Below are 21,376 nucleotides of genomic sequence, written 5' to 3'. Positions count from 1 at the left end.
GGGTGCCGGCCGCCAGCGAACCCCGTGCGGCGGAGCACAGCATGATTTAAATGCAGCGGGGAGCCGAACCTTAGCGCGTACAAGCCTGCTCGACAATGGGCAATTGCGCGCGTTGTCGTGCGGCCTGATAGTGTGTTGCCTGGTTGAAGGTCGTGGTGCAGATCGAGTGAAAGCGTTTGAATTGACGGATTTGGATATCGACCAGCAGTTGTTGGCGCTACCTGGCGCTTCGCTGCTGGTATTTACCGGCGCTGGCTGTGCCAGTTGCCGCTGGGCACGCCAACAGATGCCGGGGTGGAACCTGCCGGTTGCGCGCATCTGCTGGGTCGACGCTGGGCATAATGGTGGCGCAGTGCAGCGTTACGGGATCTTTCATTTGCCGGCCATATTTGTAGTGTGCGAGGGTCAACTGCACGGTGCGCTACAGGTTGGCCTGAACGCCGGCGAGCTCAGTGCCGCTATAGATGAGGCGCTCAAACAGGAACCAGAGGAGTTGCCATGACGAATGCAGTTGAGCCAGGGCCACGCATTGGGATTATCGGCACCGGTGCCATCGGTGGGTTTTACGGGTTGATGCTGGCGCGCGCCGGGTTCGACGTACATTTCCTGCTGCGCAGTGAGTTCGCAGCGGTCAGTGAGCGCGGCTTGCAACTTAATAGCGCGGTGCATGGCGCGTTGAGCCTGCAGCCGGTCCAGGCCTACGCCAATGCGGCCGACATGCCGCCTTGCGACTGGCTGTTGGTGGGCACTAAGACCACCGGCAACGTTGAACTGGCGCCAACCATTGCCCAGGTGGCGGCGCCCGATGCCAAGGTTGTCCTGTTGCAAAATGGCCTGGGTGTCGAAGATGGCCTGCGCGAGCATCTGCCGCCGTCCCTGCATTTGCTTGGCGGGCTTTGTTACATCTGCGTGCACCGTTCCGGGCCGGGGATCGTCGAGCATCAGGCCATGGGCCGGGTCAGCCTTGGCTATCACAGCGGCAACGCGACGGATGATGCTGTACGTCGCCAGGCGATTGTCGAGGAGGGCGCGGGCCTGTTCCGTCAGGCCGGGATCGACTCCCAGGCCATGCCAGACCTGGACCAGGCGCGCTGGCATAAACTGGTGTGGAATGTGCCGTACAACGGCCTGTCGGTGTTGCTCGGTGCCAATACCTCGCAGTTGATGGCCGACGAATCCAGCCGGGAGTTGATCCAGGGCCTGATGGCCGAAGTGGTGCAGGGCGCCCACGCGTGCGGCCATGAGATCGCGCCGGGCTACGCTGAGCAGATGTTCAGCATGACCGAGCGTTTGACGGACTACTGGCCCAGCATGTATCACGATCACCTGCACCAGCGCCCCCTGGAACTGGCCGCGATCTACGCCCGCCCGCTGGCCGCCGCCCGGGCCGCCGGCTGCCAATTGCCGCGGATGCAGGCGCTGTATCAGGCCTTGGGCTTTATTGATCGACGCAAGAGCTGAGGAGCAGACATGGCCAAAGGCATGAGCGACAAACTGGTACTGGCGATTTCCTCGCGGGCCCTGTTCGACCTGGGCGAAAGCCATAAGGTTTACCTGGCCCAGGGCGTCGAGGCCTACCGCAAATACCAGATCGACCACGAGGAAGAAATCCTTGAGCCGGGGGATGCCTTCCCCCTGGTCAAGAAACTCCTGACCCTCAATGCCAGCCTCGGCCGTGCGCGGGTCGAAGTGGTGCTGGTGTCGCGCAACAGTGCCGATACCGGCCTGCGCGTGTTCAATTCGATCCAGCACTACGGCCTGGATATTTCCCGCGCAGCCTTTGTCGGTGGGCGTAACCCCCACCCTTATCTGGCGGCGTTTGGCAGCCACCTGTTTCTCTCGACTCACGCCGAGGATGTGCGCAGCGCGCTGGATGCCGGTTTTGCGGCAGCAACCATTTTGTCCGGCGGCGCCCGTCGCGCGTCCAGTGCCGAGCTGCGGATTGCCTTTGATGGTGACGCGGTGCTGTTTTCCGACGAGTCCGAGCGCGTCTACCAAAGTGGCGGCCTGGAAGCCTTCCAGGCCAGCGAGCGGCAAGCAGCCCGCGAACCGCTACGGGGTGGGCCATTCAAGGGATTCCTGGCGGCCCTCAATCTGTTGCAGCGCGAGTTCCCCGATGAGTCATGCCCAATCCGCACGGCGCTGGTGACGGCACGTTCGGCGCCGTCCCACGAGCGGGTGATCCGCACCTTGCGTGAGTGGGATATCCGCCTGGACGAGTCGCTGTTTCTCGGCGGCCTGGAAAAATCAGCGTTCCTTGAAGCGTTCGCTGCCGATGTTTTTTTTGACGACCAGGCCGGCCATTGCGAAAAAGCCAGGGAGGTCGTGGCCACCGGACATGTGCCCCATGGCGTGAGCAATGAGCCCAAAGTCCAGGTCCAGAGCTAAGTTCATCGCAGTCGCGGAGGCGCTGCTAAGCTGAAACAATCCCCGCCATCCTGGCAGTCCAGGAGGTTCTATGATTCGGTCGATGTTGTATGCCTCAGACCTGGGTGTGTATGCGCCTTACGTGATGCAACATGCGCTGGCGATGGCGCGTACGTTCAAGGCGGACCTGTATGTGATTCATGTGGTGGAGCCGATCGGACTGTTCGCAGAATCGGTGCTGCAAACCTATCTTGATGAGCAGGCCTTGAGCGAATGGCAGAGCCAGGGGCTGAACACGGTAATGGCGAACATCGAACAGCGGGTGCTGGACAGTTTTCGTGAAGAGTTGCAGGACGGCGAGCAGGACTTGCAGGCGATTCGTTCGGTGCGGGTGATCCAGGGGGACCCCGCCCAAGTGATTCTCGACCAGGCGCAGAAACTCTCGGTGGATTTGTTGATCGTAGGAAGTCATAGCCAGGGCGCAGGAATCTCGACCCCGTTGGGGCGGACGGCGGCGCGGGTGTTGCAGTTGTCCCAGGTGCCGGTGTATCTGGTGCCTTTGTTGCAGCGTCGACGCAGTGAAGATGTGTGATGGGGCGTAAACGATAAAAAGTTCTAGATTTATCAATCCAACCTTTAATATAGTTATATACCGTCGCTGATATCCGTGGCGTCTATCTGCTTTGAGGGACACATATGAAGCTTCAACAACTGCGCTACATCTGGGAAGTGGCGCACCACGACCTCAACGTTTCCGCCACGGCTCAAAGCCTCTACACCTCGCAACCGGGTATCAGTAAACAGATCCGCCTGCTCGAAGATGAATTGGGCGTCGAAGTGTTCGCTCGCAGCGGCAAGCACCTGACCCGCGTCACGCCTGCCGGTGAGCGCATCATCACTACTGCCGGCGAAATCCTGCGCAAGGTCGAAAGCATCAAGCAGATCGCCCAGGAATTTTCCAACGAGAAAAAAGGCACCCTGTCGATTGCCACCACCCACACCCAGGCCCGTTACGCGCTGCCGCCGGTGATCAGTTCGTTCATCAAGCAGTACCCGGACGTGGCCCTGCACATGCACCAGGGGTCGCCGATGCAGATCGCCGAGATGGCGGCTGATGGCACCGTCGACTTCGCCATCGCCACCGAAGCCCTGGAGCTGTTCGGTGACCTGGTGATGATGCCGTGCTATCGCTGGAACCGCTGCGTCGTGGTGCCCCAGGGCCACCCACTGGCCAAACTGCCGAAGCTGACCCTAGAAGCGCTGGCGGAATACCCGATTGTGACCTATGTGTTCGGCTTCACCGGCCGCTCCAAACTCGACGAAGCCTTCAGCCATCGCGGCCTCACGCCAAAAGTAGTGTTCACTGCGGCTGATGCCGACGTGATCAAGACCTACGTGCGCCTGGGCCTGGGCGTCGGCATCGTGGCCAAGATGGCCGTCGACACCAAGCTCGACAGCGACCTGGTGGTGCTGGATGCCAGCGAACTGTTCGAGTCCAGCGTGACCAAGATCGGCTTCCGTCGGGGCACGTTCCTGCGCGGCTTCATGTGCGATTTCATCGAGAAGTTCGCCCCGCACCTGACCCGTGAAGTCATGGCCAAGGCGATCCAGTGCCATAACAAGCAGGAACTCGAAGAACTGTTCGACGGCGTTGAACTGCCGGTTCACTGATCGGCCTAGCGGGCCTCGGTCACCACGAATTGTTGCCGGGTGCCTGCCACCAGAATCTCCACCTCATCGCCCTCGAACTTGCCCAGCAGGCTTTTGCCCAGCGGCGAGCGAGGGGTGATGACGGTCACCAACTGCCCCACTACATAGACTTTCAGGCCTGCCGCGTCCGGCGCGAGGAACAGCCATTGCTGACGGCCGTTGTCATCTTCCAGGCCGAGCAGGGCGCCCACCTCGATCCCCCGTTGTTCCTCGTAGGGCCGCAGGTTGAGGTTCTGGCACACCACCAGTGACTGCTTGATTTCCTCGACGCGCTTGGCTTGCCCGGCGGCGAGGTAAGAGGCTTCCAGGCCCAGGGTGTCGTACTTGTTCTCGGCGATGTTTTCTTCGTGGGTTGCGGTTTCGTAGGCGGTTTGCGCGGCGCGTTGCGCCACATCCAGGTCGGCGGCGAGTTTTTCCAGGATCAACTGGAGGACGGCGTGTTTATTCATGGGGGCTTACAGCTCAATCACAAAATTGCAGGACGTTGGCCCGGCTCTTGTCGTTGGGGGCGTTCTGGTCCTGCTGGAGCCAGAACTGGCATTTGGGGTTGGCCAGGTTGCGCGGGTTGTCCCGGGCCTGATCCAGCGCCTGTTGTTGTTCCTGCTTGTGCAGGTTTTGCTGGTATTGCTCGAACATCCGGTTTGGCGGCTCTGGGGTTGCGGCTGGCGGCTTGCCCAGTTGTTGAACGGCCTGGGTGACGGCGGCCACGGGTTGTTCAAGCAGGTAGCGCGAGGCCAGCCAGCCTGTCAGCGCGATGGCGACAAAGCCCAGCCACAGGCCCAGGGCCACGGCAATACTGAGTTTGAACATCGACAACGGACGATCGGACATGACGGCCTCCTGGCGGGCGGTTGCGGCAAGCTTTGGATTGTCGCACAGCCTGTGTGCAGAATAATCGCGATCAACCCTTCTGCCTGGCGGCATTTATGCGGACAATCGAGCCTTTGACTGATGGAGCCCGGAATGAAAGCCCGCTGGGATATTTTTTGCAGCGTCGTCGACAACTACGGCGACATTGGCGTGACCTGGCGCCTGGCCCGGCAACTGGTGGCAGAACAGGGCTGTGCGGTGCGACTGTGGGTCGATGATCTGCGGGCATTCGAGCGCATGTGCCCCGAGGTGGATGTGCAGTTGGCGCAGCAGTGGCGCGAGGGTGTGGATGTGCGCCACTGGCCCGCAGACTGGCCGGCCACGCCGACGGCGGACGTGGTGATCGCCGCCTTCGCCTGCCAATTGCCACCGGACTATATGGAGGCCATGGCAGCCCGCGAGCGCATGCCGTTGTGGATGAACCTGGATTACCTGAGTGCCGAGGAGTGGGTGGTAGGCTGTCACGGTCTGCCATCGGTCAAGTTCAAGGGCGTGCAAAAGTACTTCTTCTTTCCAGGCTTCCGTCCGGGCACAGGCGGCTTGCTGCGTGAGGCCGGGTTGATCGAGCGGCGTCAGGCGTTTCAGGGTGATCCCCAGGCCCAGCAACAGTTCCTACAGTGCTTGGGTGTTTTTCCGGCGGTGGGCGCGCGGTTGATCTCGCTGTTTGCCTACGAAAATGCCGGCCTGGCCAGTTGGCTGCAGGTATTGGCAGCGGACGGGCAAGCCACCCATCTGCTCGTGCCGGAAGGGCGCATCCTCGGCGATGTGCAGCGCTGGCTGGGAGTGGAGGCATTGGCGGTAGGGGATATTCATGTGCGCGGTATGCTGACGGTGCAGGTGCTGCCGTTCGTGCGCCAGGAGCAGTACGACCGCTTGCTGTGGTGCTGCGACTTCAATGCCGTGCGCGGTGAAGACTCCTTTGTGCGCGCGCAATGGGCTGGGCGCCCGTTGCTATGGCATATCTACCGCCAGGATGAAGACATTCACCTGGACAAGCTCGATGCGTTCCTCGCGCTGTACACCCAGGACCTGTCTGCGCCTGCGAAAACTGCGCTGATTGCCCTATGGCAGGCCTGGAACACGGATAGCGACATGGCCTCAAGCTGGGAAACCGTGCTTGAACATTGGCCGGAACTGACCGTGCATGCCGAGAAATGGTGTCTGGAACAGGCCTCGCAGGCTGATCTTGCGACGGCGCTGGTACAGTTTTATGAAAATTGGATATGATACGCCACCTTGATTTTTGTCAATCCCATCCAAATTTCGGATATATGCAATGAAAACTGGTAAAGAACTGAAACCCGGTACCGTAATTAAGATCGACAACGATCCATGGTTGGTTCAAAAAGCTGAGTTCACCAAATCGGGCCGTAACAGCGCGATCATGAAGACCAAGCTGAAGAACCTGCTGACCGGTTACAAGACCGAAACCGTTTACAGTGCCGATGACAAGCTGGAAGACGTGATCCTCGACCGCAAGGAAGCGTCCCTGTCCTTCATCAGCGGCGACACCTACACGTTCATGGACACCACCGACTACACCATGTACGAACTGAACGCTGAAGATATCGAAGGCGTTCTGCCGTTTATCGAAGAAGGCATGACCGACGTCTGCGAAGCTATTTTCTTCGAAGATCGTCTGGTTTCCGTAGAGCTGCCGACCACCATCGTGCGTAAGGTTGCCTACACCGAAGGTTCCGCTCGCGGTGACACTTCGGGCAAAGTGATGAAGCCTGCCAAGCTGGCTAACGGTACCGAACTGCAAGTTGCTGATTTCATCGAAATCGACGACATGATCGAGATCGACACCCGTGAAGGTGGTTCGTACAAAGGTCGCGCCAAGAAGTAATTCTGGCGTTACTGATAAAAAACCCGGCCAAGAGTCGGGTTTTTTTATGCCTGCTGGCCAGTCACAAGGTGATATGCAAACGCACATCGACATTGCCACGGGTCGCGTTGGAGTACGGGCAGACCTGATGCGCGGCGTCCACCAGGCTTTGCGCTTCGTTTTACTCCCGTCCGTGGAGGGATACGTAAAGGTCGATATCCAGGCCAAAACCACCGGGAATCTGGCCGATGCCTGCATGAGCGGCGAACAGTTGCTCCGGGTTGATGGCGGTGGCTATAGCAGCAGTCAGCCCCAGCCACTTTGCAACGCCAGATCCCACGGTGGGACGGGGCTGAAACGGCTCTTGAGGTACTCCAGCAGCAGGCGGCTGCGGGCGTTGGCCTGCTGCTCCAGGCGCAGGGCGTAGATGCCGGCACTTTCTGCGGTCGGTAGGCCATTTTCGCAGAATAACGGCACCAGTTCTCCGCGAACCAGGTATTCGCTGGCCAGCCAGGTAGGCAGGTGAGCGATGCCCAGCCCGGCCAGGGCACCGGACAGCAAGGCTTCGGCATTGTTGGCACTCATGCGGATACGCTGCGGACGGTAAATGTTCTTGCGCCCATCAAGTTCAAAGCGCCAGGCGAACATCGGCGCCAGGCCTTCCCAATCCAGGCCGTCGTGTTCGTTGAGCTGGCTGGGATGGGTCGGTGTACCACGGTTTTTCAGGTAGGTCGGGCTGGCACAGGCGATTCGCACAATGCTGGCCAAGGGTGTGGCGATCAACCGTGTGTCGACGATATGCCCCGCGCGCAGCACCAGGTCCACCTTGCCCAGGTGCTCGCCCTGCATGTCGACAAAGCTGTCGATCAGATGCAGGTGTACGTCCAGGCCCGGGTAGACCGTCAGGAAGTCCGCAATTGCCGGCGCCAGGTGTCGCCGGCCAAACGCGGCGGGTGCGTCCACGCGAATCAGGCCTTCGGGCGCGTGGCTCAGCGACACGGCCTCGGCCCGAGCCAATTGCAGCTCTCGCACAATCCGCCGCGCGCGCTCGGCAAACGCGAGCCCGGCAGGGGTGGGCAATACCGCATGGGTGCTGCGCAGGAACAGTTGGCTGCCCAAGGCGCTTTCCAGGCTGTCGATGCGCCGGGCCACGGCGGAGGGGGTCAGCGGATGGCGTCGCGCCGCTGCGGAAAAACTGCCGGCCTCCAGCACATCGAGAAACAGGCCCAGTTGATCGGTCAGGGTAGTGGGGCTCATAGGGCGCTCGCTTGTGCGGATTTGGCATAGCCATTGTGCGTTGCTATGCGTATCCATGCCAGAGTGGACTGCGTAGCATGCAGGGCTTGAGACAGTGCAGGGGTGTGGTTGTGGTGGATATGGCGATGTATGTGGTGCTGGGCATAGCCCTGGGTACCGTGGGCGGGCTATTTGGCATTGGTGGCGGGCTGATCGCGATTCCGGTGCTGGGCGTGCTGTTTGGCCTGGATCAGCAGATTGCCCAAGGCACGGCGCTGGTGATGGTCGTACCCAATGTGATGCTGGCGTTGTGGCGTTATCACCAGCGCAATCGCATTGAGCTGCGCCATGCCTTGCCTCTTGGAATCACGGGTTTTTGCTTTGCCTGGCTGGGGTCGATCTGGGCGGTGGGCATCGATGCGGGCGTGATGCGCATTGGCTTTATCGCATTTTTGCTGGCCCTGTCGGCATACAACCTGTTGCGCATGGTCACCAGCAATGCGCCACCTTCTGCGCAGATGCGCTATTCCTGGCCATGGCTGGGTGTGTTGGGCGCGGCGTCGGGATCCATGGGAGGCCTGTTCGGTGTCGGCGGCGCGGTGGTTGCAACGCCGGTCTTGACCAGTGTGTTCGGCACCACCCAGGTGGTTGCCCAGGGCCTGTCCCTGGCACTGGCCTTGCCCAGTACCGGCGTGACCCTGGTGACCTACGCATGGCACCAGGAAGTGGACTGGCTGATCGGCGTGCCCCTGGCGGTCGGCGGGCTGCTGAGTATCAGTTGGGGGGTGAAAATCGCCCACGCATTGCCAGAGCGCCTGCTGCGCGGTCTGTTCTGCGGCTTCCTGGTGGTGTGCGCGGTGATGTTGACCTTTAAAGTCTGAAGCCGTCGAGGATGTACTCGGCCAGGCATTCGGTGATGGGCGAGCTCATGTTCGGGTTGCGCAGCAGGCGCAGGTTGACCGTATGCAGCGGGCCGAAACCTTCGTCGCTGCCAAGTATGCGCAGGTCTTCGGTGACCAGGCTTTCCATCATGACCGTCACCGCCAGCCCGGCACCGACCACTGCCTGGATCGCCGCGCCGTTGGAGCTGTGATAGGCCAGGCGGTACTCGCGCCCCACGGCGTCCAGCGAGGCGCGGGCCCATTGCGTGCAAAAGCTGTCCAGGCCGGCGATCGCCAGGGGTAGGGTCTCGTGTTCATCCACGCAGAAGCACGGTGACGCTACCCAGACCATGCGCTCGTTGCGCAGCAGTTCGCCGATTTCATTTCCCGGTTCGCGGCTGACCACCGTCAACGCCAGGTCACGTCGCTGCATCAGCACTGGCGTGCCTTCGCAGTGCATCTCGATCTGGATCAGCGGGTAGGCCTTGGAAAAGCGCTTGAGGATACCGGGCAGGTAGCGCATCACGTAGTCGTCCGGCGTGCCGATGCGCACCAGCCCGACCATATGCGGCTCGCGCAAGGTATTGAACACCTCGCTGTGCAGCTTCAGGATGCGCCGCGCATACCCCAGCAACACCTGGCCCTCGGGCGTGAGCCGGACCTGCCGGCCGTCGCGCTCGAACAGCTTGCGTTGCAGCACGTCCTCCTCCAGGCGCTTCATTTGCATACTCACCGCCGACTGGGTGCGATTGACTTTCTCGCCGGCGCGGGTGAAGCCACCTTGGTCGGCGATGGCGACGAAGGTGCGCAGCACGTCGGTATCGATGCTCGGGTAGTGGTTCAATTGATCAATCTCAGAGATGTATCGCATAAGAAACATTCGTTGGATTGATCATAGTCCTGGGCACAGACTTTAGTCATCCCCACTGGAGGGCGAGATGATGAAAGGCCAAAAAGGTTATGTGTTGCTGGTGAGACGTCCATTCGCCGGGCTGTTTCAAAGGGTATTTCGTTGGTACGCCATGCAGCGCGAGCGTCAGGTGCTGGCGCAAATGAGCGATGACTCACTCAAGGATATTGGCTTGACCCGGGCCGATGTCGAGCAGGAACGCCACCGCCATTTCTGGAACGACCCGTTGGGTAAATGACCGGCATCGCGCTACAGTTCGCGGGCGCAATCAGGAGATGCACATGCCCGCAGAACTGAGTTTTTCCCTCAAGCAGGCGCGCCGCCTGGCACTGGCGGCCCAAGGCTTTTCCGGGCGCCAGCCGCCCGCGCAGATCAAGGCCGCCCAGGTTAACCGTGTGATCGAGCGCCTGGGCGTGTTGCAGATTGATTCGGTCAATGCCGTGGTGCGCTCCCACTACCTGCCGCTGTTTTCCCGCCTGGGCAGTTACTCGCCGTTGTTGCTCGAGCAGGCGGCCTGGAGCCAGGGGCGCCAGCGCACGTTGTTTGAGTATTGGGGGCATGAAGCCTCGCTGCTGCCCATGGCCCTTTATCCACTGATGCGCTGGCGCATGCAGCGCGCATCCGAGGGGCAGGGGATCTATCAGCAGATGGCGCGTTTTGGTCGCGAGCAACAGGCCACTATCCGCCGCGTGCTGGCCATCGTCGAGCAGCAGGGCGCGTTGGGCGCGGGCAGCCTGTCGACCCGGGAAGAGCGCGCCGGGCCATGGTGGGATTGGAGTGATGAAAAGCACGCGCTGGAATGGCTGTTTGCCGCAGGCCTGGTGACGGTGGCCGGGCGCCGTGGTTTCGAGCGCCTGTACGACCTGCCGGAGCGGGTCATCCCGGCGGCGATTCTGCAACAGGTGCCCTTGAGCGAACACAGCGCCCAGCGTGGCCTGCTGCGGCATGCCGCGACGGCGCTGGGTATCGCTACGGAAAAGGACCTGCGCGATTACTTTCGCCTGGACCCAGCAGACAGTCGTGGGCGCCTCGCCGAATTGGTCGAGGACGGGCAATTGCAGGTGTGCCAGGTCCAGGGCTGGAAACAGCCAGCGTATTGCCTGCCCGAGCCAACCGTCCCGCGCAAGGTCGCGGCTAGTGCCTTGCTGTCGCCCTTTGATTCATTGATCTGGGAGCGTAGCCGTACCGAGCGCCTGTTCGACTTTCGCTATCGCCTGGAAATCTACACCCCGCAGGACAAGCGGGTGTACGGCTATTACGTGCTGCCGTTCCTGCATAACGAACGGATCGCCGCACGGGTGGACTTGCGCGCCGAGCGGGCCAATGGCCGGCTGGCGGTACATGCCTTGCACGAGCAAGAGCCGGGGTTGGACGAGGCGGGGATGTTGGCGTTGGCATTGAGCTTGCGGCAGATGGCGGATTGGCTGGGGTTGGAGCAGGTGCAGATCAATTGTCAGCGGCATAGCGCGACCCGGTTGCGGGTGGCGATGCTGGCAATGGAGGCTGGCAGATAGGGCGCTATCGCGGGCACGCCCGGCGCCCACATTGACCGCGGTGGGAGTCGGGTTTGCCCGCGATAGCGGTGGATCAGGCCGCGCCTGCCCTAGCGTTTGACCTGCTTGAGCGTCTCGGCAATCAAGAACGCCAGCTCCAGCGACTGATCGGCATTCATCCGCGGGTCACAATGGGTGTGGTAGCGGTCCGACAAGCCATCCTCGGTAATCGGCCGCGCGCCACCGATGCACTCGGTGACATTCTGCCCGGTCATTTCGATATGAATCCCACCGGCATAAGTGCCTTCGGCTTCATGGACCTGGAAGAATTCCTTCACTTCGCTAAGGATCTGCGCGAAGTCCCGGGTCTTGTAGCCGCTGCTGGCCTTGATGGTGTTGCCATGCATCGGGTCGCTGCTCCACAACACCTGCTTGCCTTCGCGCTGCACGGCGCGGATCAGGTCGGGCAGGTGATCGCCGACCTTGTTGGCGCCCATGCGCGCGATCAGGTTCAGGCGGCCGGGGTCGTTATCCGGGTTGAGGATGTCGATCAGGCGAATCAGGTCGTCGGGGTTCATGCTCGGGCCGACCTTGACCCCGATCGGGTTGTTCACCCCGCGCAGGAACTCGACGTGCGCGCCATCGAGCTGGCGCGTGCGGTCGCCGATCCACAGCATATGGGCCGAACAGTCGTAGTAATCGTTGGTCAGGCTGTCACGACGGACGAAGGCTTGCTCGTAATTGAGCAGCAGTGCTTCGTGGGCGGTGAAGAAGCTGGTCTCGCGCAATTGTGGCGAGCTGTCCATGCCGCAGGCGCGCATGAAGGCCAGGGTCTCGTCGATACGGTCTGCCAGTTGGCTGTACTTGTCGGCCAGGGCGGAGTTGGCGATAAAGTCCAGGTTCCACTTGTGCACCTGGTGCAGGTCGGCAAAACCGCCCTGGGCGAAGGCGCGCAGCAGGTTCAGGGTGGCGGTGGACTGGTGATAGGACTGCAACAGGCGGTCGGGGTCCGGGACGCGGCTTTTCTCGTCGAAACCAATACCGTTGACGATGTCGCCACGGTAGGCAGGCAGGGTGATGCCATCGATGGTTTCATCGTTGGCCGAGCGCGGCTTGGCGAACTGGCCGGCCATGCGCCCGACTTTGACCACCGGACAGCCTGCGGCGAAGGTCATGACAATGGCCATCTGCAGCAACACTTTGAAGGTGTCGCGGATTTTCGCGGCAGAGAACTCGGCAAAGCTCTCGGCACAGTCGCCACCTTGCAGCAGGAACGCGCGACCCTGGGTCACCTCGGCAAACTGGCGGCGCAGCTCCCGGGCTTCGCCGGCGAACACCAGCGGCGGGTAGCTGGCCAGGCTCTGCTCGACCTGCAGCAAGTGCGCGGCGTCGGGGTAGCGGGGTTGTTGCTGGATCGGCAGGGCGCGCCAGCTGTCGGGGCTCCAGGGTTGGCTCATCGTGAACTCGAATGAATGTCGGGAGCGTGCATGTTATCAGCAATTAGTGCGTGACCTGCTGGCGCCGCTTGGCCGACAATCGCGCCTTTCCCGCTTGCTACCAGGCGGCTTGAACCCGTGCCCGGGCCCATTAGGAGATGAAATGACTGAGGAGCGCGTCGAGCGCCTGTTGGCTGAGGTCCATGATGACTTCGGCTTGATCCGTGTGCTGGAAGTGGCTGACTACCGCTTTCTCGAGTTTGGCGATGCCATCGAACAGAGCTGTGTGTTCACTGCCGACCCCAGCTGGCTGGAGTACGACTACACCCGCGCCATGTTGATTGGCGCCTTGTGCCATGAGCAGCCAGAAAGTGCGCTGTTTCTTGGCCTGGGGGCTGGGACGCTGACCCAGGCCTGCCTCAAGTTCCTGCCGCTGGAAGACGTCGAGGCCATTGAGCTGCGCCCGGATGTGCCGCGCCTGGCCATTGAATACCTGGGGCTGGATGATGATCCACGGCTGTACATCCGTGTTGGCGATGCCCTGGAATTGCTGGAGACAGCGGAGCCGGCGGACCTGATTTTCGTCGACTTGTATACCGATGTCGGGCCGGGGGTTGGTCACCTGGCCTGGACTTTCCTGGAAAACTGCCAGAAGAAGCTCAATCCGGGTGGCTGGCTGGTGATCAACCAGTGGGCCACCGATGATGGCAAGCCCCTGGGCGCTGCGTTGTTGCGTGGGCTTTATCATCGACATTACTGGGAGTTGCCGGTGAAGGAGGGCAATGTGATCCTGATCGTGCCGGCGGACCTGGACCAGACGCTGGACCTGGCGGCGGTTTCTGCGCGGGCCGAGGCGCTGGCGCCGCGCCTGGGGTATTCGTTGCAGGCGTTGATCAAGGCGGTTCGGCCGGCGACTTAGGTGCCTGCACTGGCCTCATCGCGGGCAAGCCCGCTCCCACATTTGTTCTGTGGCTATTCTGCATGGCCAAGATCTCCCCCTGTGGGAGCGGGCTTGCCGGCGATGAGGCCATCACTGTCTGTTCACAACCCCTTGAACACCCCCGGCCGCTTCTCCAGCATCGCCCGTACCCCTTCCTTGGCATCCTCGCTGCCCAGCAGTTTCTCCACCAGCGCCGGCAACCCGGCCGCCGCAGCGGTCTCGCCCTCATCCCGCGCCTGGCGTGCCGATGTCAACGTCGCCTGCACGCCCAACGGCGCCTGGCTGGCAATCCGGTTGGCCAGCGCCAGCGCCCGGGGCAGCAGGTCTTCGCTGGCCATGACCTCCTGCACCAACCCCAGGCGCAGGGCCTCATGGGCATCGAACTCGTCACCCGTGAGCAGCCAGCGCATGGCGTTGCCCCAGCCGGCAATCTGGTGCAGGCGCAGGGTGGCGCCACCAAAAGGAAAGATCCCACGTTGTACTTCCATCTGCGCAAAGCGCGTATTGCTGGCACACAGGTTGATGTCTGCTGCGAGCATCAATTCGATACCGATGGTCAGGCAGTAGCCCTGGGCGGCCACGATCACCGGTTTGCTGACCCTGGGCCCGGCGAACACACCCCACGGATCGCAGCCGCCCAGTGGCGGTTGCCAGCCTTGGGCCATGGTGTGCGCGACGTTGATCAGGTCCAGCCCGGCGGTGAAGTGGTCGCCATGCCCGAACACCACGGCCACCCGTGCTTCTTCGTTGCGGTCGAATTCGCCATAGGCCAGGCTCAGTTCGTTGAGCAGGTCGAGATCAAAGGCGTTGCGCTTGGCTACCCGATCGAGCCCCAGCAGCAGGACATGCCCTTGTAGTTCACGGCTGACGCGGCTGCTGCTGGCTTGACTCATGGCTGGATCCTCGGGCGCGAAAGGCAGTTTCGGACCGAAGGGCCCGCTGCAAAAGGTGAAGCGTTTAAGCGCAATGACCAACAGGGCCGGGCCTTTGAAAAATAGACGCTCCTGCGAGGATGCGCAAAGCCTGTGACGCAGAGCAGTCGAATGGTCTTTTCCGATAAAAAAAGCTCCCTTTTTCAGGGATTTCCGGTATAGTGCGCGCCGGCCTTTAACCGGGCCGCGTTTAGGTAGCGCAATTCCCCGAAGTCAGCTTCGGCTGCACGTCCGCACAGCGGACTCTCCCTTGACGAATCTTTTTCATTCATTCGTTTTCGCAAATCCCCGCCGACAAAGCAGCCAGGGCGACTCTTGAGTCTCAACACGGCATGCGCAGCTTTGGAGCATGGGTCTTTGCGGATGCACTTAGAGGCAGACCCATGACCCAGGAAACCGGCGGCTTCGCCGCTTTTAATCTTAACCCGAACATTCTTGCTGCCGTCATTGCGACCGGCTACGAAGAACCTTCGGCTATTCAGCAGCAATCGATCCCGATCATCATGGCCGGCCAAGACATGATTGGCCAGGCGCAAACCGGTACCGGTAAAACCGCCGCGTTCGCCCTGCCTATCCTGCACTGCATCGATCCTGCCAAGCGCGAGCCGCAAGCCCTGATCCTGGCGCCAACCCGTGAGTTGGCGCTGCAAGTAGCAACCGCTTTCGAAACCTACGCCAAGCAAATGCCAGGCGTTACCGTTGTGGCCGTTTACGGCGGCGCGCCTATGGGCCCACAACTGAAAGCAATCCGTAATGGCGCACAGATCGTTGTCGCCACCCCGGGCCGTCTGTGCGACCACCTGCGCCGTGACGAAAAAGTACTGTCGACCGTGAACCACCTGGTTCTCGACGAAGCTGACGAAATGTTGAAGCTGGGCTTCATGGATGACCTGGAAGTCATCTTCAAGGCACTGCCACCGACCCGTCAGACCGTACTGTTCTCGGCCACCCTGCCACAGTCTATCCGTGCCATTGCCGAACGCCATCTGCGCGATCCGCAACACGTGAAGATCCAGACCAAGACCCAAACCGTTACCGCGATCGAACAGGCTCACCTGTTGGTTCACGCTGACCAGAAGACCTCGGCTGTATTGAGCCTGCTGGAAGTCGAAGACTTCGACGCCCTGATCATGTTCGTGCGCACCAAGCAAGCGACCCTGGACCTGGCCAGTGCCCTGGAAGCCAAAGGCTACAAAGCCGCTGCGCTGAACGGTGACATTGCCCAGAACCAACGTGAGCGCGTGATCGACTCCCTCAAGGATGGCCGTCTGGACATCGTTGTGGCGACCGACGTAGCGGCTCGTGGTCTCGACGTTCCGCGTATCACCCACGTGTTCAACGTGGACATGCCGTACGATCCAGAGTCCTACGTTCACCGTATCGGCCGTACTGGCCGTGCCGGTCGCGAAGGTCGTGCACTGCTGCTGGTGACTCCACGTGAGCGCCGCATGCTGCAAGTGATCGAGCGTGTAACCGGTCAGAAAGTTGCCGAAGTCCGTCTGCCGGATGCCCAGGCTGTTCTCGATGCGCGCATCAAGAAACTGACCAACAGCCTGTCGCCGCTGGTGGCTGACGCTGAATCGACCCACGGCGACCTGCTGGACCGCCTGACCGCCGATATCGGTTGCACCCCGCGTGCCCTGGCTGCGGCCCTGCTGCGCAAGGCTACCAACGGTCAGGCACTGACTCTGGCCGCGATCGAGAAAGAACGTCCACTGGTGCCGAACAACGCTCCGCGCGGTGATCGTCCAGAGCGTACCGGTGATCGTCCAGACCGTGGCGATCGTGAGCGTCGTGCTCCGGTTCCATTGGCCGAAGGCCGTGCTCGCTGCCGTACCGCGCTGGGCGCGCGTGATGGCATCGCTGCCAAGAACCTGCTGGGCGCTATCCTCAACGAGGGTGGCCTGGCACGTGAAGCGATCGGTCGCATCCAGGTGCGTGACAGCTTCTCCCTGGTGGAGCTGCCGGAAGATGGCCTGGAGAAGTTGCTGGCCAAGCTGAAGGACACCCGTGTTGCTGGCAAGCAGCTCAAGCTGCGTCGCTATCGCGAAGATTGATCGACCCTTGGGTTGATTGATCGAACATAAAAAATCCCCGACTGGTTCGGGGATTTTTTATGCCTGGGTTTTACCGGGCCCCTACAAAAAGCCGCGGCTAATCAAAGCGATAGATATCCATCCCCAGCGCGCCCAGGGTGAACCCCTGATGGGCCACGCTGAACTGCCCACCCGCGCCGCGGGCGAAGTACAGCGGCAATAAGTGCTCATCGCTGGGATGGCTGCGCACCGCGTGGGGCGCCTGGTGGCGGTAGTCGTGCAAGGCGGCTTCATCCTGGGTGTCGAGTTTGTCGACGACCCAGTCGCGGAACTCTCGTGCCCAGGGCTCGATGCTTTCCGGGCCGGCCCGCCAGTCCAGCTCACCGAGGTTATGGGTGATGCTGCCCGAGCCGATCAACAACACGCCTTGTTCGCGCAAGCTGCGCAATGCCTGGCCGATTCGGGTTTGCAGCGCCGGGCCCATGTGGCTGGGCAGGGAGACCTGCACCACAGGGATATCGGCCGTCGGGTACATCAAAGACAGCGGCACCCAGGTGCCATGGTCGAACGGGCGCTGGTGGTCTAGGCGGGCGGGCAGGCCATCGGCGGCGAGCAGCTCGACGATCTGTTGCGCCAGTGCCGGATCGCCGGGCGCTGGATACTGCACCGCAAACAGCTCGCGAGGGAAACCACCGAAGTCGTGCCAGGTCTCTGGGGCAGGGCTGGCGCTGACCAGCAGTTCACGGCTTTCCCAATGTGCGGACATCACCACGATTGCTTTGGGGCGGGGCAGGGCGGCGGCCAGGCGTGCAAGAGCCGGCCCGCTGGCGCCAGGTTGTAGGGCAAGCATGGGCGAGCCGTGGGAAATAAACAGGCTGGGCAGCATGAGCAGGGTCCTCAAGGTTAAGATGGGACCATCTTTAATCAGATCATTGATCTAAATCTAATATAAGTTTTAGCGCCATTTGATCGAATTTTCTGGGCTATTCATGGAATCCACCTTTTGGCATGACCGCTGGGCACGTAATCAGATCGGCTTTCACCTGCCTGAGGTCAATCCCTATTTGCAGCGACACTGGCCGGGGCTGGGGTTGGTTGGCAGGGCCCGGGTGCTCGTGCCGCTGTGCGGCAAAAGCCTGGACCTGATGTGGCTGGCGCAGCAGGGCTGCCAGGTCCTGGGTGTGGAACTGTCGGAAAAGGCCGTGGAGGAGTTTTTCCAGGAGCAGGGCCTGGCTGCACAAGTCAGCCAGCGGGGCAGTTTCAAGGTTTATCAGGCTGGCACTATCGAGCTGTGGTGCGGCGATTTCTTCGAATTGAGCCGTGAAGATGTGGCAGGGTGCGCCGCCCTGTATGACCGTGCGGCGCTGATTGCCTTGCCGCCGTTGATGCGTGAGCGCTATGCCGCGCATTTGCAGGCGATTGCGCCCCAGGTGCAAAGTGGCCTGTTGATCAGCCTGGATTATGAGCAGGCCCTGAAGGCCGGGCCGCCGTTTGCGGTCAGTGATGAGGAAGTCCGGAGGCTGCTGGCAGGACGCTGGCGCCTGAGCGTCCTGGAGCAGCGGGATATCCTGGCCGAGAGCCCGAAGTTCGCCCAGGGCGGTGTCACGCGCCTTGAGGAGCGGGTTTACCAGTTGGCGCAGCGGTAAAACACGCACCCACAAAAAAGGGGCGATTCAGTCGCCCCTTTTTCTACCCTTTGGCTGTCAACCGCGACGACGCAGTGCGTCGATCCGCTCTTCCAGTGGCGGGTGGCTCATGAACATCCGCGCCAGGCCTTGCTTGACGCCACCGTTGATGCCGAAGGCATTCAGGGTGTCAGGCATGTGCACTGGCAGGCCCTGTTCGGAGCGCAGGCGTTGCAGGGCACCGATCATCGCGGCAGTACCGGCCAGTTGGGCACCGGCTTCGTCGGCGCGGAACTCGCGTTTGCGCGAGAACCACATCACGATGGAGCTGGCGAGGAAGCCCAGTACTAGTTCAGCAAAGATGGTCGCCACGTAGTAGGCGATACCCTGGCCGCCTTCGTTCTTGAAGATCACCTTGTCGACAAAGTTGCCGATGATCCGCGCAAAGAACATCACAAAGGTGTTCACCACGCCCTGCACCAGTGCCAGGGTAACCATGTCACCGTTGGCGACGTGGCCGATCTCGTGGGCCAGCACGGCCTTCACTTCGTCGGGCGAGAAACGCTCGAGCAAACCCTGGCTGACGGCAACAAGAGCATCGTTCTTGTTCCAGCCAGTGGCAAAGGCGTTGGCCTCGTAGGCCGGGAAGATCCCGACTTCAGGCATCTTGATCCCGGCTTCGCGGGACAGTAGCTCGACCGTTTGCAGCAGCCATTGCTCATGCCGGGTGCGCGGCTGGGTGATGATCTGGGTGCTGGTGCTCATCTTCGCCATCCACTTGGAGATGAACAGCGAGAAGATCGAGCCGGCAAAACCAAAGACGGCACAGAAAACCAGCAGCTGATTGAGGTTCAGATCAACCCCGTTGGCCGCCATGAACCCGTTGAAGCCGAAAAGGCTCAGGGTGATGCTGGCAATCAGCACGACCGCCAGGTTAGTGGCCAAGAACAGCAGGATGCGCATCATGGTTGTAGAATTCTCCTCATGCTTAATATGTCGCGTACTGCGGGGTATATAAGGTGCGGCAGTGGGCTATTCAACCGGGCGACTATTTCAAACTGTGTCCTACAGCGCGAATGTAGAACCTTGCAGGGATTTTCCGAGGCTTTATGCCCATGGAAATTCCCCTCCATAAGCCGTTGGGCCCCGTGATTACTGGAAAGTGCAGGGTAGAAGGGAAGAGAGTGAAGCCAACGGGTGTTTCTGCCAGTGTGGCGCGTAGATGTGTTGCCAGATACTCGCTGTACGACCTCTTGTGGGTCGTACAGCGAAAGCGAGGTCACTGGCGATAGGACTTCAGGAAGTTGCCGATGCGGCCGATGGCCATGTCCAGGTCATCCACACGGGGCAAGGTCACCACGCGGAAGTGATCAGGCCACGGCCAGTTGAACGCCGTGCCCTGGACCACCAGCAGCTTTTCCGAGAGCAGCAGGTCGAGGACGAACTTCTCGTCGTTGTGGATCGGGCAGACTTTCGGGTCGATCCGCGGGAACGCGTACAAGGCGCCCATGGGTTTGACGCAACTGACGCCGGGAATATCGTTGAGCAACTCCCAGGTGCGGTTGCGCTGCTCCAGCAGGCGGCCGGCGGGCAGCACCAGGTCGTTGATGCTCTGGTAGCCGCCCAGGGCGGTCTGGATCGCGTGCTGGCTCGGCACATTGGCACACAGGCGCATATTAGCCAGCATGTCGATGCCTTCGATGTAGCTCTGGGCATTGTGCTTGGGCCCGGAGATGGCGACCCAGCCGGAACGGAAGCCCGCGACCCGGTAGGACTTGGACAGGCCGTTGAAGGTCAGGCATAGCAGGTCCGGGGCCAGGGAGGCGGTGCAGATGTGCACGGCGTCGTCGTAGAGGATCTTGTCGTAGATCTCGTCGGAGAACACCACCAGGTTGTGCTGGCGCGCCAGTTCGAGCATGCCCAGCAGCACTTCCTTGGAGTACACCGCGCCCGTCGGGTTGTTCGGGTTGATGATCACCAGCGCCTTGGTGTTGGGCGTGATCTTGGCCTTGATATCGGCCAGGTCCGGCCACCAATTGGCTTGCTCGTCACACAGGTAATGCACCGGATGGCCACCGGCCAGGGTCACGGCAGCGGTCCACAGCGGGTAGTCAGGCGCCGGCACCAGCACTTCGTCGCCGTTGTTGAGCAAGGCCTGCATGGCCATCACGATCAGCTCGGAGACACCATTGCCGAGGTAGATATCTTCAATACCAACCCCTTCTACCTGCTTTTGCTGGTAGTACTGCATGACTGCCTTGCGCGCGCTGAACAACCCCTTGGAGTCGCTGTAGCCCTGGGCGGTGGGCAGGTTGCGGATCACGTCCTGGAGGATTTCGTCCGGTGCTTCGAAACCAAAGGGCGCCGGGTTGCCAATGTTCAGCTTGAGGATGCGATGGCCTTCCTCTTCCAGGCGCTTGGCGTGCTTGAGCACTGGGCCGCGAATGTCGTAGCAGACGTTGGCGAGCTTGTTCGATTTGCTGACCTGCATGGCGATGTGATCCCGAAAATGAACGATCCAGACGATGTGAAGACTACCGTGCTGGGAATCCTGCGTGTGGCCTGACCCATAAATACGTTTGAATGCCGATAACGCGGGTGCCAGACTGGCGCTTTGAAGAGGCGCAATCATACGTGCCGCCTGATCCATGGAAAAGACACAGATCAGGCTTTTTCAGTTGTCGAGGTGCATTGATGGAAAAGTTGGATAAAACCCTGGATGAATGGCGGGAAATGCTCGACCCGGCGCAGTATCAGGTGTGCCGTCTCAAGGGCACCGAGCGGCCGTTTTCTGGCAAGTACAACGCCACTACGACCGATGGCGTGTATCACTGCATTTGCTGCAATGAGCCGCTGTTCGACTCGAAGACCAAGTTCGATGCCGGTTGTGGCTGGCCCAGTTTTTATGAGCCGATTGCTGATAGCGCGATGATTGAGATTCGTGACGTGAGCCACGGGATGATCCGTACGGAAGTGACCTGTGCCAAGTGCGATGCGCATTTGGGCCATGTGTTCCCTGATGGCCCGCCGCCTACAGGCCTGCGCTATTGCATCAACTCGGTGTGCCTGGACCTGGTTCCGCGCTGACACCATGCCCCTCGTAGGAGCCGGC

General features: G+C 61.2%; 23 protein-coding genes and 1 pseudogene. 14 read left to right on the top strand and 10 right to left on the bottom strand.

What is annotated here, in order from left to right:
• Positions 1 to 166: 166 nt before the first annotated feature.
• The 5 genes from HBO05_RS21230 to cysB all read left to right on the top strand — a co-directional run bounded on the left by HBO05_RS21230 (position 167) and on the right by cysB (position 4,038).
• Positions 167 to 502 (top strand): thioredoxin, encoded by a 336-nt coding sequence (locus HBO05_RS21230; protein ID WP_346266478.1) that lies wholly within the window; start codon positions 167 to 169, stop codon positions 500 to 502.
• On the top strand, positions 499 to 1,461 hold the full coding sequence (locus HBO05_RS21225) for a putative 2-dehydropantoate 2-reductase (RefSeq protein ID WP_172313966.1): 963 nt from the start codon (positions 499 to 501) through the stop codon (positions 1,459 to 1,461). The genes HBO05_RS21230 and HBO05_RS21225 overlap by 4 nt, the downstream gene beginning before the upstream one ends.
• Positions 1,462 to 1,470: 9 nt before the next feature.
• Positions 1,471 to 2,388: a 5'-nucleotidase gene (locus HBO05_RS21220; RefSeq protein ID WP_169952665.1), complete on the top strand. Its 918-nt coding sequence runs from the start codon at positions 1,471 to 1,473 to the stop codon at positions 2,386 to 2,388.
• A gap of 70 nt (positions 2,389 to 2,458) precedes the next feature.
• On the top strand, positions 2,459 to 2,959 hold the full coding sequence (locus tag HBO05_RS21215) for a universal stress protein (protein WP_169952663.1): 501 nt from the start codon (positions 2,459 to 2,461) through the stop codon (positions 2,957 to 2,959).
• A gap of 104 nt (positions 2,960 to 3,063) precedes the next feature.
• Entirely contained in the window at positions 3,064 to 4,038 is a 975-nt protein-coding gene (cysB, locus tag HBO05_RS21210; protein ID WP_010176165.1) for an HTH-type transcriptional regulator CysB, read from the top strand.
• 5 nt (positions 4,039 to 4,043) lie between these two features.
• Here the strand turns inward: cysB and HBO05_RS21205 are convergent, their stop codons facing one another.
• The gene (locus tag HBO05_RS21205; protein WP_172313964.1) at positions 4,044 to 4,526 is read right to left on the bottom strand and encodes a GreA/GreB family elongation factor; all 483 of its coding nucleotides are present in this window, start codon (positions 4,524 to 4,526) and stop codon (positions 4,044 to 4,046) included.
• 13 nt (positions 4,527 to 4,539) lie between these two features.
• Complete coding sequence (locus HBO05_RS21200) at positions 4,540 to 4,908, bottom strand: hypothetical protein (RefSeq protein ID WP_170057057.1); 369 nt, start codon at positions 4,906 to 4,908, stop codon at positions 4,540 to 4,542.
• 132 nt (positions 4,909 to 5,040) lie between these two features.
• On the opposite strand from HBO05_RS21200, the gene earP reads away from it, so the two are divergent.
• The gene (earP, locus tag HBO05_RS21195) at positions 5,041 to 6,174 is read left to right on the top strand and encodes an elongation factor P maturation arginine rhamnosyltransferase EarP (protein WP_172313962.1); all 1,134 of its coding nucleotides are present in this window, start codon (positions 5,041 to 5,043) and stop codon (positions 6,172 to 6,174) included.
• A 49-nt stretch (positions 6,175 to 6,223) separates the two neighbouring features.
• Positions 6,224 to 6,796, top strand: coding sequence for an elongation factor P (locus HBO05_RS21190; RefSeq protein ID WP_169952655.1), 573 nt, complete (start codon positions 6,224 to 6,226; stop codon positions 6,794 to 6,796).
• A gap of 61 nt (positions 6,797 to 6,857) precedes the next feature.
• Here the strand turns inward: HBO05_RS21190 and HBO05_RS21185 are convergent.
• Together HBO05_RS21185 and HBO05_RS21180 are read right to left on the bottom strand one after the other, a co-directional pair.
• Positions 6,858 to 7,037: pseudogene (locus tag HBO05_RS21185) on the bottom strand (organic hydroperoxide resistance protein); the annotation flags it as partial.
• Between the two features lie 44 nt (positions 7,038 to 7,081).
• Positions 7,082 to 8,032, bottom strand: coding sequence for a LysR family transcriptional regulator (locus HBO05_RS21180; protein ID WP_170042816.1), 951 nt, complete (start codon positions 8,030 to 8,032; stop codon positions 7,082 to 7,084).
• A 110-nt stretch (positions 8,033 to 8,142) separates the two neighbouring features.
• Between HBO05_RS21180 and HBO05_RS21175 the strand changes: the two genes are divergently transcribed.
• Positions 8,143 to 8,892, top strand: coding sequence for a sulfite exporter TauE/SafE family protein (locus HBO05_RS21175; protein ID WP_169952650.1), 750 nt, complete (start codon positions 8,143 to 8,145; stop codon positions 8,890 to 8,892).
• On the opposite strand, the gene HBO05_RS21170 is transcribed toward HBO05_RS21175, so the two are convergent.
• Entirely contained in the window at positions 8,882 to 9,763 is an 882-nt protein-coding gene (locus HBO05_RS21170; RefSeq protein ID WP_172313960.1) for a LysR family transcriptional regulator, read from the bottom strand. The genes HBO05_RS21175 and HBO05_RS21170 overlap by 11 nt on opposite strands.
• A gap of 70 nt (positions 9,764 to 9,833) precedes the next feature.
• Here HBO05_RS21170 and HBO05_RS21165 point away from each other — a divergent pair, with 70 nt between their 5' ends.
• Both HBO05_RS21165 and HBO05_RS21160 read left to right on the top strand, forming a co-directional pair.
• Positions 9,834 to 10,040, top strand: a complete 207-nt coding sequence (locus HBO05_RS21165; protein WP_169952645.1) for a DUF1127 domain-containing protein — start codon at positions 9,834 to 9,836, stop codon at positions 10,038 to 10,040.
• 43 nt (positions 10,041 to 10,083) lie between these two features.
• A complete protein-coding gene (locus tag HBO05_RS21160) occupies positions 10,084 to 11,316 on the top strand; it encodes a winged helix-turn-helix domain-containing protein (protein WP_172313958.1) in 1,233 nt (410 codons plus the stop codon).
• 89 nt (positions 11,317 to 11,405) lie between these two features.
• Here HBO05_RS21160 and HBO05_RS21155 read toward each other — a convergent pair whose 3' ends face one another.
• Positions 11,406 to 12,752: a 3-deoxy-7-phosphoheptulonate synthase class II gene (locus tag HBO05_RS21155; protein ID WP_169952641.1), complete on the bottom strand. Its 1,347-nt coding sequence runs from the start codon at positions 12,750 to 12,752 to the stop codon at positions 11,406 to 11,408.
• 142 nt (positions 12,753 to 12,894) lie between these two features.
• Between HBO05_RS21155 and HBO05_RS21150 the strand changes: the two genes are divergently transcribed.
• Positions 12,895 to 13,650, top strand: a complete 756-nt coding sequence (locus HBO05_RS21150) for a spermidine synthase (RefSeq protein ID WP_169952639.1) — start codon at positions 12,895 to 12,897, stop codon at positions 13,648 to 13,650.
• A 122-nt stretch (positions 13,651 to 13,772) separates the two neighbouring features.
• Here HBO05_RS21150 and HBO05_RS21145 read toward each other — a convergent pair whose 3' ends face one another.
• The gene (locus tag HBO05_RS21145; RefSeq protein WP_169952637.1) at positions 13,773 to 14,564 is read right to left on the bottom strand and encodes a crotonase/enoyl-CoA hydratase family protein; all 792 of its coding nucleotides are present in this window, start codon (positions 14,562 to 14,564) and stop codon (positions 13,773 to 13,775) included.
• Positions 14,565 to 14,986: 422 nt separating this feature from the next.
• Between HBO05_RS21145 and HBO05_RS21140 the strand changes: the two genes are divergently transcribed.
• Positions 14,987 to 16,660, top strand: coding sequence for a DEAD/DEAH box helicase (locus tag HBO05_RS21140; protein ID WP_017136163.1), 1,674 nt, complete (start codon positions 14,987 to 14,989; stop codon positions 16,658 to 16,660).
• Between the two features lie 97 nt (positions 16,661 to 16,757).
• On the opposite strand, the gene HBO05_RS21135 is transcribed toward HBO05_RS21140, so the two are convergent.
• The gene (locus HBO05_RS21135; protein ID WP_172313956.1) at positions 16,758 to 17,525 is read right to left on the bottom strand and encodes a class III extradiol ring-cleavage dioxygenase; all 768 of its coding nucleotides are present in this window, start codon (positions 17,523 to 17,525) and stop codon (positions 16,758 to 16,760) included.
• Positions 17,526 to 17,628: 103 nt separating this feature from the next.
• Between HBO05_RS21135 and HBO05_RS21130 the strand changes: the two genes are divergently transcribed.
• Positions 17,629 to 18,285 carry a thiopurine S-methyltransferase gene (locus HBO05_RS21130; protein WP_172313954.1) on the top strand — a complete coding sequence of 219 codons (657 nt, stop codon included), beginning with the start codon at positions 17,629 to 17,631 and terminating at the stop codon, positions 18,283 to 18,285.
• Positions 18,286 to 18,342: 57 nt separating this feature from the next.
• Here the strand turns inward: HBO05_RS21130 and htpX are convergent, their stop codons facing one another.
• Complete coding sequence (htpX, locus tag HBO05_RS21125; protein ID WP_172313952.1) at positions 18,343 to 19,230, bottom strand: protease HtpX; 888 nt, start codon at positions 19,228 to 19,230, stop codon at positions 18,343 to 18,345.
• 313 nt (positions 19,231 to 19,543) lie between these two features.
• Positions 19,544 to 20,755 (bottom strand): pyridoxal phosphate-dependent aminotransferase, encoded by a 1,212-nt coding sequence (locus HBO05_RS21120; protein WP_029298044.1) that lies wholly within the window; start codon positions 20,753 to 20,755, stop codon positions 19,544 to 19,546.
• Positions 20,756 to 20,958: 203 nt separating this feature from the next.
• On the opposite strand from HBO05_RS21120, the gene msrB reads away from it, so the two are divergent.
• Positions 20,959 to 21,351, top strand: a complete 393-nt coding sequence (msrB, locus tag HBO05_RS21115) for a peptide-methionine (R)-S-oxide reductase MsrB (RefSeq protein WP_029298046.1) — start codon at positions 20,959 to 20,961, stop codon at positions 21,349 to 21,351.
• The last annotated feature ends 25 nt before the right edge of the window (positions 21,352 to 21,376 follow it).

This window comes from Pseudomonas sp. WS 5079 (genome assembly GCF_012985465.1).
GTDB lineage: Bacteria > Pseudomonadota > Gammaproteobacteria > Pseudomonadales > Pseudomonadaceae > Aquipseudomonas.
This window is presented reverse-complemented; position numbering and strand designations above follow the sequence as displayed.

What these genes read in the sequence shown, in the direction of transcription:
- HBO05_RS21160 (WP_172313958.1), top strand. Translation starts at nt 10,084, where the DNA reads ATGCCCGCAGAACTGAGTTTTTCCCTCAAGCAGGCGCGCCGCCTGGCA.
- cysB (WP_010176165.1), top strand. Translation starts at nt 3,064, where the DNA reads ATGAAGCTTCAACAACTGCGCTACATCTGGGAAGTGGCGCACCACGAC.
- earP (WP_172313962.1), top strand. Translation starts at nt 5,041, where the DNA reads ATGAAAGCCCGCTGGGATATTTTTTGCAGCGTCGTCGACAACTACGGC.
- HBO05_RS21135 (WP_172313956.1), bottom strand. Translation starts at nt 17,525, where the DNA reads ATGCTGCCCAGCCTGTTTATTTCCCACGGCTCGCCCATGCTTGCCCTA.
- HBO05_RS21145 (WP_169952637.1), bottom strand. Translation starts at nt 14,564, where the DNA reads ATGAGTCAAGCCAGCAGCAGCCGCGTCAGCCGTGAACTACAAGGGCAT.
- HBO05_RS21205 (WP_172313964.1), bottom strand. Translation starts at nt 4,526, where the DNA reads ATGAATAAACACGCCGTCCTCCAGTTGATCCTGGAAAAACTCGCCGCC.
- HBO05_RS21165 (WP_169952645.1), top strand. Translation starts at nt 9,834, where the DNA reads ATGAAAGGCCAAAAAGGTTATGTGTTGCTGGTGAGACGTCCATTCGCC.
- HBO05_RS21150 (WP_169952639.1), top strand. Translation starts at nt 12,895, where the DNA reads ATGACTGAGGAGCGCGTCGAGCGCCTGTTGGCTGAGGTCCATGATGAC.
- HBO05_RS21200 (WP_170057057.1), bottom strand. Translation starts at nt 4,908, where the DNA reads ATGTCCGATCGTCCGTTGTCGATGTTCAAACTCAGTATTGCCGTGGCC.
- HBO05_RS21155 (WP_169952641.1), bottom strand. Translation starts at nt 12,752, where the DNA reads ATGAGCCAACCCTGGAGCCCCGACAGCTGGCGCGCCCTGCCGATCCAG.
- HBO05_RS21180 (WP_170042816.1), bottom strand. Translation starts at nt 8,032, where the DNA reads ATGAGCCCCACTACCCTGACCGATCAACTGGGCCTGTTTCTCGATGTG.
- HBO05_RS21225 (WP_172313966.1), top strand. Translation starts at nt 499, where the DNA reads ATGACGAATGCAGTTGAGCCAGGGCCACGCATTGGGATTATCGGCACC.
- msrB (WP_029298046.1), top strand. Translation starts at nt 20,959, where the DNA reads ATGGAAAAGTTGGATAAAACCCTGGATGAATGGCGGGAAATGCTCGAC.
- HBO05_RS21215 (WP_169952663.1), top strand. Translation starts at nt 2,459, where the DNA reads ATGATTCGGTCGATGTTGTATGCCTCAGACCTGGGTGTGTATGCGCCT.
- htpX (WP_172313952.1), bottom strand. Translation starts at nt 19,230, where the DNA reads ATGATGCGCATCCTGCTGTTCTTGGCCACTAACCTGGCGGTCGTGCTG.
- HBO05_RS21120 (WP_029298044.1), bottom strand. Translation starts at nt 20,755, where the DNA reads ATGCAGGTCAGCAAATCGAACAAGCTCGCCAACGTCTGCTACGACATT.
- HBO05_RS21130 (WP_172313954.1), top strand. Translation starts at nt 17,629, where the DNA reads ATGGAATCCACCTTTTGGCATGACCGCTGGGCACGTAATCAGATCGGC.
- HBO05_RS21190 (WP_169952655.1), top strand. Translation starts at nt 6,224, where the DNA reads ATGAAAACTGGTAAAGAACTGAAACCCGGTACCGTAATTAAGATCGAC.
- HBO05_RS21140 (WP_017136163.1), top strand. Translation starts at nt 14,987, where the DNA reads ATGACCCAGGAAACCGGCGGCTTCGCCGCTTTTAATCTTAACCCGAAC.
- HBO05_RS21220 (WP_169952665.1), top strand. Translation starts at nt 1,471, where the DNA reads ATGGCCAAAGGCATGAGCGACAAACTGGTACTGGCGATTTCCTCGCGG.
- HBO05_RS21170 (WP_172313960.1), bottom strand. Translation starts at nt 9,763, where the DNA reads ATGCGATACATCTCTGAGATTGATCAATTGAACCACTACCCGAGCATC.